Below are 9,431 nucleotides of genomic sequence, written 5' to 3' on the forward strand. Positions count from 1 at the left end.
CGGTCCGGATGGCCGACGCGCGCCACACTCCCGCGAGCAGCCGCCGCCATACGGCGAGCGGGAACAGCTCCGCGTCGGGCGTGCCGACGCGGAAGTCGTACACCGCGGGCGCGGCGGCCGCAGGCTCCGCCGAGAAGGCCGGCCGTTCCGCTGCGGCGGCCGCAGGTGCCGCTGCCAAGGCCGCAGGTTCCGCTGCGGAGGCCCTGGTCGCCGCTGCGAAGGTCGCAGGTTCCGCTGCGGAGGCCAGCGGTTCCACTGCGGAGGCCGTCGCTTCCGCTGCGACGGTCGCCGGGGCTTCCGGGGCGTCCCAGAGGGGGCGGGGGCGGACGGCGTCACCTTCCGGGCCGTTGCGGGTGCGGCCGACGGGGGCGCGGCCGACGAACGTGCCGGATCCGACGCGGGCGACCAGCAGCCCCTCGGCGGTCAGCCGCTCGTAGGCGACCGCGACGGTGTTGCGCGACACGTTCAGGCGGCGGGCGAACTCGCGGGTGGGCGGCAGGCGCTCCCCCGGACGCAGCCGGCCGTCGAGGATCGCGTCCAGGAGCTGGCGGTGGATGCGCGCGGTGAGGTCACCCGAGCCGTCCAGGCTGATGTGCAGGTCGATCGCGATTGGCCCATCGAGTTACGCGGATATTGGCACTACCCGCCGCCAATCGTAGGCCGTTGACTGGTGTCCGCGAAACCGTGAACGACCGAGGAGTACCCCCTTGACCACCGTCGACATGTGGTTCGACCCGAAGTGCCCCTGGGCCTGGAACGCCTCCCGCTGGCTGCTCGAAGTGGAGCGCGTCCGGGACGTGGAGGTGCGCTTCCATGTCATGAGCCTCTGGCTGCTGAACGAGGGGCGCGAGGGCCTGGAGGACTGGTACCGGCGCTGGCTCGCCGACACCCTCGGGCCGGTCCGCGTGGCGATCGCCGCCGAGCAGAAGTACGGCACGCCCGTCCTGCGGGACCTCTACAACGCGCTGGGCGACCGCATCCACCACGACAGGACGCCGATCGGGCGGGACCTGTACGTGAGCGCCCTGGAGGCCGCGGGCCTGGACCCCGCCCTCGCGGACGCCGCCGACACCGACGAGTTCGACGAGGCCCTGCTGGCCAGCCACCACGCGGGCCTCGACCCGGTCGGCGAGGACCTCGGGACCCCGGCCCTCCACGTCCCGGGCCCGGACGGACGCGTCAACGCGTTCTTCGGGCCGGTCGTCACGCCCGTCCCGCGCGGGGAGGACGCGGGCCGCCTCTGGGACGGCGTCCTGCTCGTCTCCGGGTCGCCCGGGTTCTTCGAGCTGAAGCGCGGGCGCACCGAGTCCCCGCGCGTCGGATGAACGGCCTGCTCCCGCCCGCCGGTCCGGCCCGCGTCCTCGCGCTCGGCCAGCTGGTCAGCGCCGTCGGGGAGGGCGCGTTCTACGCCACCTCGGCGCTGTTCTTCACCCGGGTCGTGGGCCTGTCGGCGTCCGAGGTGGGGAGCGCGCTGACGGTGGGCTGGAGCTGCGGGATGCTGGCCGGGGTCCCGCTCGGCCACCTGGCCGACCGGCGGGGCCCGCGCCGCACCACGGTGGAACTGGCCCTGGCGACCGGGGCGGCGCTGGGGGCGCTGCTGTTCGTGCGGTCGTTCCCGCTGTTCCTGCTGCTGGTGAGCGTGTACGCGGGCTGCCAGGGCGGGCTGAACTCGGCGCGGCAGGCCCTGTTCGCGGGACTGGTCGAACCGGCCCGCCGGACGGTGGTGCGCGCGCACCTCCAGTCCACCCTGAACGCGGGACTCGCGGTGGGCGCGGGCCTGGGCGGTCTGGCCCTGACGTTCGACACCGCCCCGGCCTACCTGACGGTCCTGGCGATGGACGCCGTCACCTTCGTCCTCGCCGCCCTCGTCCTGCGACGGCTTCCCGAGGTCCCGCCTGCCGCGGAGACCTTCACCGGCGGACCGCGCCTGGTCGTGCTGCGCGACCGCCCGTACGCGATGCTCACGCTGCTGAGCGCCGTGATGTACCTGAACATGCCGATCCTCAGCCTCGGACTGCCGCTGTGGATCGTCGGGCACACCGACGCGCCCGGGTCGGTGGCCGCGGTGATCCTCGTGGTGAACATGCTGACCGTCGTGCTGTTCCAGGTCCGGGTGAGCCGCCGGGTGGACGGCCCGCGCGGCGCCGTCCGCGCGTCCCGGCGGGCCGGGGTGCTGATGGTCGCCGCCTGCGCCGTGTTCGCGATGTCGTCGTCCCACTCGGGGGCGGGCGCCGCCGTCGCGGTCCTGCTGGCCGGCGCCCTGATCCAGGTGTTCGCCGAGATGGCGCACAGCGCGAGCGCCGCGGAACTCGGCTTCGGGCTCGCGCCCGACGGCAAGCAGGGGCAGTACCAGGGCTTCTTCAGCATGGCCCCGCAGTTCGCGCGGATGGCGGGACCGATGGTGATGACCTCGCTGCTGATCGGCTGGGGCGCGCCGGGGTGGCTGGTCCTGGGAGCGTTGTTCCTGCTCAGCGGCCTCGCGGTCGGCCCGGTCGTCCGGCTCGCGTCCCGCAGCGACCTGCCTCGGGGAGCGACCGGTTCGCACGTTTCCCCAGGCGCGGACGTCCTGGTTGTGGGCGGGACGACGGCGAAGCGGTGACACCGGCCCGCCGCACGTGCCGCTGGGGCGAGGGGCCGGTGACGTGCCTGGGGGGCACGTCACCGGCCCGGTGTCAGTTCCACTCGGTCCCGGCGGGGATCCGGAAGGTGGTGTTGATGCGGTTGAAGAAGTTGGTGATCGCCACCATCAGCACCAGCGAGCCGATCTGCCGTTCGTCGTAGTGCTCCGCCGCCGCGTCCCAGATCTCGTCGGTGACCGCGCCCGGCCGGTCCGCCAGCCGGGTCGCGGCCTCCGCGAGCGCCAGCGCGGCGCGCTGGGCGTCGTCGAAGAGCGGGTTCTCGTACCAGGTGGCCAGGGCGAGCAGCTTGTCGGTGCCGATGCCCGCCTTGGTCGCGTTCGTGACGCCCGCGTCGGCGCAGGCGCTGCAGCCGTTGATCTGGCTCACCCGCAGATGCACCAGCTCCAGCGTCTCGCCCGAGACACCGCCGGAGTACACCTCCTTGAAGATGTGCTGGACGCCCTTGGTGATGTCGGGTCCGCCCGCCGGGTTCTGAATGCGCGCTGCCATGATTCCTCCACGTTGAAGCGTTCTGTGCCACCACGACGTCCCGGCGCGCCGGAAGGTAACGCGGGCCCGGGAGTTACCTTCCGGGCGCGGGGCGCGTCCTGGTGGTGACACCGCCGCACGCCGAGGAGAACAGTGACCGCCCAGGACGACCTCGCCACGGAGTTCGAGGCGCACCGCCCCTACCTCCACGCGATCGCGTTCCGCATGCTCGGATCGCACGCCGACGCCGACGACGCCGTCCAGGAGGCCTGGCTGCGCCTCGCGCGGACCGGCCGCGCCGGCATCGGCGACCTGCGCGGATGGCTCACCACCGTGACCGGCCGGATCTGCCTCGACGCCCTCCGCAGACGCGGCGTCCGCGGCGAGCAACCCCTCGAACTGCACGTCGGCACGCTTCCGCCGGACGGCAACGGCCGGTCCGGGATCGACCCCGAACATGAGGCCGTCCTCGCCGACTCGGTCGGGCTCGCCCTGTACGTCGTCATGGACGCCCTCACCCCGGCGGAACGCGTGTCGTTCGTCCTGCACGACGTCTTCGACGTCCCGTTCGGCTCGATCGCGGCCATCCTGGGCCGCAGCACCGCGGCCACCAAGATGCTCGCCAGCCGGGCGCGCGGACGGCTCCGCTCAGGCCGGCCCACGGCCGACGCCAACGCCGCCGCCCGGGACGTCGTCGACGCCTTCCTCGCCGCGGCGGGCCGAGGCGACATCACCGACCTGCTGTCCGCGCTCGCCCCCGACGTCGAACTGCGGTCCCACGGCGCCGGCGGCGGCACGCAGCGACCCGCCACGCTCACCGTCGTCCGGGGCGCGTCCGAGGTCGCCGCGCAGGCGGCGAGGTTCGCCAACCCGTACGCGGTCGCCCATCCCGCCCTCGTGGACGGCGCGCCCGGCGTCCTCATCACCGTCGGCGGACGACCCGCCACCGTCCTCGCCTTCACCGTCGAAGGCGGCCTCATCACGGCCATCCGCGGCATGACCGACCCCGCCCGGCTCGGCCAGCTCGTCCCCTCGTGGGTGGCCTGACCGCCGCCTCGCGCCCGGGGCCGTCCGTCACCCGCGCGGACAGCCGAACACGGCCCGGACGACGCGTCCCCGCTCGTCGCCCGTCCAGGACCAGCGTGCGGCCAGCGCGTCCACGGTGAGCAGGCCGCGGCCGCACTCCGCCAGGCTCTCCAGGTCGCCGGGCACGCCCAGCCGGCGGACCCGCGGCTCGCAGGCCCCGCCCTGGTCGGCCACGCCGACGACCACCTGGCGGACGTCCCGGCTGAGCTCGACGGTGAAGTACCCGCCGTCGTCGCCCGACCGGGTGTGGCGCACCGCGTTGACGGCCAGCTCGTCCAGCACCAGGAGGATGTCGTCCAGCGCCGGGCAGCCGTGCAGGAGCTGCGCGGCGAACACCCGGGCCGCCTTGGCCTGGACGGGGTCGCCGGGGAACGCCCGCCGCCAGTACATCGGCGCGGCGGACGTGGCGGGGACGGGGGTGGTGAGCAACATCGATCACCTCGCGGGGACGGGGCCGCCGCCTGTCGCGACGGGTCGGACGCCTTTCATCGTCGTCATCGGTCCCCCACATCCCTACCGGATTTCCGCCGCCCGCACAGCCGAACCCGCAGGTCACGCCCATCTTCTCAAAGCAACGAACCCAACCCCCGACCCTCACCGCGCCCCAACGCGGCGGCCCGCCACCGGAATCCCGGGGCGGGCCGCACGACTTCCCTCTATGAAGATACTCACGTCATGAAGATCATCACGATCTGCGCGACGTGCATAACGGCTGGAAACACCTTTTCTCCTCACTCGCCCCGTCGGCACGCACCCCCGCGAACCATGACAAGCCTATACATAGTCGGGGCCCCGTCGCGCCCATTCAAACGATCTCTGCAGCCTCGATTCATACCTACCGGTAAGTACGTATCGGACTATCGAAGACTGTTTCGAAATCAGGCACGGAAGGAGGTGTCGGCACCGCCCTCCAGTTGGGCCCGGACGGCATCGGCGGGCGGGACGCCGAGGGCGTCGAACAGGTGCAGGGCCTCTTCGAGGAACGGACGTGCCGCCACTTCACCGTGCATTACCGTCTTAATGGTCCCAATCCCCCATAGCGCCCACGCTTCCTGGCTCGCGTCCTCCATCGAGCGCGCCAGGACGAGGGCCTGCTCGTACGAGGAGAGCGCGGCGGACGCGCGGCCGGCACGGCGATGGGCGTCGGCGATGCCCCTCAGCGCCTTGGCCTCCAGGAAGGGCTCGCGGATCTGACGGGCCAACTGCAGGGCCTTGTTGAGGTGGAGGAGGCCCTCGCCGTCCCGGTTCGGGCCGTTGACGTAGTGCGCGCCGAGGTTGATCAAGCAGTCCGCCTCGCCCCGCCGGTCCCCTATCTCGGAGTAGACGGTCAGGGCGTCACGGTAGTACGCGAGCGCCTCATCGAACCGCCCAAGCCGGTCATACGCCACACCGAAGTTGTTCAGCAGGTTGGCCTGGTGCTGCCTGCTCATTTCCGCCGTATTCTCGACGCGCCGGAAATAGGTGAGTGCAGCCTGGGGCCGCTCCAAATGCAATTCCAGTTCACCGAGGTTGTTGAGCGACATCAGAGCACCGTGCGCGTTGCCGGCGGCCTCATACATTCTCAGCGCGGCCTGCAGAAGGCTGATCGCTTCCGCATAGCGACCCTGGTGGGTTTTGACGATGGCAACGTGGCTCAGCGTCGTCGCCTCACCGACCCGGTCACCTAGAGAGCGCCACAACCCCAGTGCCTGGTCGTAATAGCCGGATGCGACGTCGAATTCGGAGCGCGTCCAATGGATGAGGCCGAGTTGGTCCAAGGCCCGCGCTGCTCCCGCCGCGTCCCCGAGATGCCGACGGATGCGGAGGGACTCGGTCGCCGATTCCAGGGCGGCGGGCGGGTCGCCCGTCCGCCACTGGGTCCTGGCCAGGTGCGCCAAGGCGCGGGCCGCGCCGGCGTCGTCCCGTTGGCTCCGCCGGGCTTGGACGGCGGCCCGGTGGACGCGCAGGGCGTCGTCCCAGCGTCCCGATGCCTCCAGGTAGTCGGCCAGGGCGTCGCCGAAGCGGGCGGTGTAGTCGTCGAGGCCGTGGGCCGCGCTGTAGCCGGCCACCGGGACGAGGTTGTCGGCCTCCGCGTCGAGGCGGGCCCGGTCGCGGTCCTCCGCGAGGGCGAGGTAGTGGCCGAGGAGGCGCCGCACCGAGCCCGGCACCGCCGGGGGCGGAGGCGGGGCGGCCAGGTCGAGCGCGTACTCGTGGAGCAGGTCGTGGAAGCGGTAGTGGCCGTTGCCGGTCTCGCTGAGCAGGTGGTGGTCGGCCAGCTCTTCCAGGGCGGTCTCAGCGCGGGACGGCGGCATGTTCAGCAGGGCGCCGGCCGCTTGGGCGGTGATGGTGCGCCCGGGATGCAGGGAGAGCAGCCGGAACGCGTCCTGCAGCGTTCGTGGCAGGCCCTCGTAGGACAGCCCGAACGCGGTGAGCAGGTGGCGGTCCTCGGCGCGGATCTCGGCGAGCCGGCCGGGGCGGACGCGGAGGCGGCGCGCCAGGTCGGAGACCGTCCAATGGGCCCGGTGGCGCAGGCGGTTGCCGGTCAGTTGCAGGGCGAGCGGCAGGTGCCCGCAGAGCCGGGCGACCTCGGCCACGTCACCGGCGGACCGGGCGAGGTCGGTTTCGCTGGCCCGGACGAACAGGGCTGCGGCCTCGTCCGGCGGGAGGACGTCGAGCGGGAGCGGGCGGGCGTCGTCGAGTCCGGCGAGTGCGCGGCGCCCGGTGGCGATGACCAGGCAGCCCGCGCCGCCCGGCAGCAGAGGGTTCACCTGCCCGACACCGAGGGCGTCGTCCAGGACGACCAGGACGCGGCGGTGGGCCAGGCGGGAGCGCCAGAGCTCGGAGCGACCGTCGGTGTCGGCGGGGACGACGCCGGGCTCGACGCCGATCTTGCGGAGCAGCGTGCCGAGGGCCTCGGCCGGTGCGATGGGGCTCCGGCCGGGGGTGTGTCCGTGCAGGCAGAGGTAGAGGCAGCCGTCGGGGAAGCGGTCGGCGAGCCGGTGGGCGAGGTGAACGGCCAGGGTCGTCTTTCCGACGCCCGGCATGCCGTCGATCGCGATGACCGACACGTCCGGGTCGTCCGCCAGGGCGAGCAGGGCGTCCATCTCCCGGGCGCGGCCGGTGAAGGTGCTGACGTCGCGGAGGAGGTCGTTGACAGGTGCCGAAGGCCGGCCGGCGAGGGACGACGCCGGCGGGTCGAGCGCGGCGTCGCCGGCCAGAATCCGCCGGTGCAGTTCGCGCAGCGCGGCTCCGGGAGCGACCCCGAGGCGCTCGTCCAGGCGCAGGCGCGCGTTCTCGTATTCGGCGAGGGCCTCTCCCGAACGCCCGGCCCGGTGCAGGGCCAGCATCAGCAGAGCGACCGCCCGCTCGTTCTCCGGGTTCGCCGCGACCAGTTCCAGGAGTTCCCCGGCGAGTTCCTCATGGCGCCCCAGTTCGAGAATGAGTTCGAATCGTTCCAGAGAACAGCCGAGCAGTTCGTCGGCGATCTTCCGGCGCGCCCGCGCGGCCCAATCTCCCGAAACGTTCAGCAAGGGGGCCGCCGACGCCAGTCGGGCCGCGTCGGCGTACATCTGCGCGGCGTGCTCGCGCGCGCCGTGCGCGGCCAATGCGCGGGCCTGCTTTCGCAGCTCCTGGAAACGCCGGTAGTCGACGTCGTCGGAACTCGCGTCCAGCACGTAGGCACCCGGCGCGCGGGTCAGGCGGTCGCGCGAGTCGGGCCGTGCGAGCTGGTTCCGGAGCCGGGCGATGTGCGTGTACAGCAGGCTTCGCGCGTTCGCCGGCGGCTCGCCGTCCCAGATCCGTCCGATGAGGGTCTCGGTCTGGACCGGCCGATCACCGGCCAACAGCAGGGAGGCGAGGACGATTCGCTCTTTCGCCCACACGCGCGGAACCGCCCGGCCCCCCACTCGCGCCTCCACCGGGCCGAGAATTCGGAATTCCATCCGCGCTCCCTGCGGAAGTTTTTCCTGGGGCGGCCTTTTGACACCCGAATCATTCCATTGTCAAGCGGCCGGGACCAGAAGCAAGGCGTTCGTCCCCTGGCCACTTCGGGCCGCTTCTCCACCTCCTGCCGCAAGCATCCCCGCAAGGTGCCCCGCAAGGTTCATTTCGGACGATCAGCGCGGGGTCGCAACAAAGCGGGCGGTAGTGGATCCGCCCGGAAGGGGGTCGGAGGCAGATGTCCGACAGCGAGTGGCGTCCGTTCCCGGTCGGGAAGGACGCCGGCCGGTGGATGACCCGGAGTGGATGCAAGACGCTGCTGGTGGTGGTGCACACCGTGACGTCCGGCCAGCGGCTGCTGTCCGCCGCGCGGCTGGTGGAGAACGACCTGCGAGTGCAGGTGGTGTTCACCCGGGGGCCGGACGCGTTCGGCGCGGGCGTGGAGGAGTTCCTCGACGGGCTCGGCGCGGCGCGCGTGCCGTGGCGGCAGGCGGTCCGCACCGAGTTCGACCTCGCGCTCGCCGCCGGCTACGGCGGACTGGCCGAGCTCCACACGCCGGTCGTCGTCATGCCGCACGGGGTCGGACACGCCAAGCTGGTCCAGCGGCGGGTGGGCCGCGCGGTCGGCGAGCGTGTCGCGTACGGGCTGGACGCACAGCGGCTCGTTCGGGACGGGACGCTCGTCCCCGCGGCGGTGGTGCTGCCGCACGACGACGACCTCGCCGCGCTCGGCCGGTCCTGCCCGGAGGCGGTGCCCGCCGCGCACGTGGTGGGCGACCCGAGCTTCGACGTGCTGGCCGCGAGCCTGCCACGCCGCTCCTCGTACCAGGTGGCGCTCGGTGCGGGCGACGGCCGCAAGCTCGTGGTGGTGTGCTCGACGTGGGGCCCGAAGTCGCTGCTCGGGCGCCGCCCCGAACTGTGGGCGCGGCTGCTGGACGAGCTCCCCGAGGACCAGTACCAGGTGGTGACACTCCTGCACCCGCACATCTGGGCCGCGCACGGCTCCTTCCAGGTGAAGTCGTGGCTCGCCGACCGGCTGAGACGCGGGCTGAGCCTGGTGCCGCCGGAGGCGGACTGGCTCGCGGTGCTCGCCGCCGCGGACTGGATCGTCGGCGACCACGGCTCGGCGACCGTGTACGGAGCGGCGGCCGGCGTGCCGGTGCTCCTCGGCAGCTTCCCGCCCGAGGAGGTCACGCCGGACTCGGCGGCGGCCCGGCTGGCGGAGGTCGCGCCCCGCGTCGGACGCGCCGCGCTGACCCGGCAGCTCGCGCAGGCCGCCGAGGGCTTCTCCGCCGACCGGCACCGCGCGGTCGTGGCGCG

8 protein-coding genes are annotated in these 9,431 nt (G+C 72.9%); 4 read left to right on the forward strand and 4 right to left on the reverse strand.

Annotated features, from left to right (window positions below; translation table 11 throughout):
- Positions 1 to 610, reverse strand: a 610-nt coding sequence (locus AB0J52_RS16080; protein WP_500182360.1) for a GntR family transcriptional regulator, incomplete at its 3' end; no start/stop codon positions are given.
- A gap of 112 nt (positions 611 to 722) precedes the next feature.
- Here AB0J52_RS16080 and AB0J52_RS16085 point away from each other — a divergent pair.
- Both AB0J52_RS16085 and AB0J52_RS16090 read left to right on the forward strand, forming a co-directional pair.
- Positions 723 to 1,325, forward strand: coding sequence for a mycothiol-dependent nitroreductase Rv2466c family protein (locus AB0J52_RS16085; protein WP_500182361.1), 603 nt, complete (start codon positions 723 to 725; stop codon positions 1,323 to 1,325).
- On the forward strand, positions 1,322 to 2,599 hold the full coding sequence (locus AB0J52_RS16090; protein WP_500182354.1) for an MFS transporter: 1,278 nt from the start codon (positions 1,322 to 1,324) through the stop codon (positions 2,597 to 2,599). Before AB0J52_RS16085 ends, AB0J52_RS16090 begins: the two co-directional genes overlap by 4 nt.
- 73 nt (positions 2,600 to 2,672) lie before the next feature.
- Here the strand turns inward: AB0J52_RS16090 and AB0J52_RS16095 are convergent, their stop codons facing one another.
- Entirely contained in the window at positions 2,673 to 3,128 is a 456-nt protein-coding gene (locus tag AB0J52_RS16095; protein ID WP_500182355.1) for a carboxymuconolactone decarboxylase family protein, read from the reverse strand.
- A 132-nt stretch (positions 3,129 to 3,260) separates the two neighbouring features.
- Here AB0J52_RS16095 and AB0J52_RS16100 point away from each other — a divergent pair, with 132 nt between their 5' ends.
- Complete coding sequence (locus AB0J52_RS16100) at positions 3,261 to 4,154, forward strand: sigma-70 family RNA polymerase sigma factor (protein ID WP_500182356.1); 894 nt, start codon at positions 3,261 to 3,263, stop codon at positions 4,152 to 4,154.
- 27 nt (positions 4,155 to 4,181) lie between these two features.
- Here AB0J52_RS16100 and AB0J52_RS16105 read toward each other — a convergent pair whose 3' ends face one another.
- Together AB0J52_RS16105 and AB0J52_RS16110 are read right to left on the reverse strand one after the other, a co-directional pair.
- Complete coding sequence (locus tag AB0J52_RS16105) at positions 4,182 to 4,625, reverse strand: ATP-binding protein (protein WP_500182357.1); 444 nt, start codon at positions 4,623 to 4,625, stop codon at positions 4,182 to 4,184.
- A 446-nt stretch (positions 4,626 to 5,071) separates the two neighbouring features.
- Positions 5,072 to 8,113, reverse strand: a complete 3,042-nt coding sequence (locus AB0J52_RS16110; protein WP_500182358.1) for an AfsR/SARP family transcriptional regulator — start codon at positions 8,111 to 8,113, stop codon at positions 5,072 to 5,074.
- 290 nt (positions 8,114 to 8,403) lie between these two features.
- Between AB0J52_RS16110 and AB0J52_RS16115 the strand changes: the two genes are divergently transcribed.
- On the forward strand, positions 8,404 to 9,431 hold a 1,028-nt coding region (locus tag AB0J52_RS16115; RefSeq protein ID WP_500182359.1), incomplete at its 3' end, for a hypothetical protein.

This window comes from Spirillospora sp. NPDC049652, from assembly GCF_040675125.1.
In the GTDB taxonomy this organism is placed as follows: Bacteria; Actinomycetota; Actinomycetes; order Streptosporangiales; family Streptosporangiaceae; genus Spirillospora.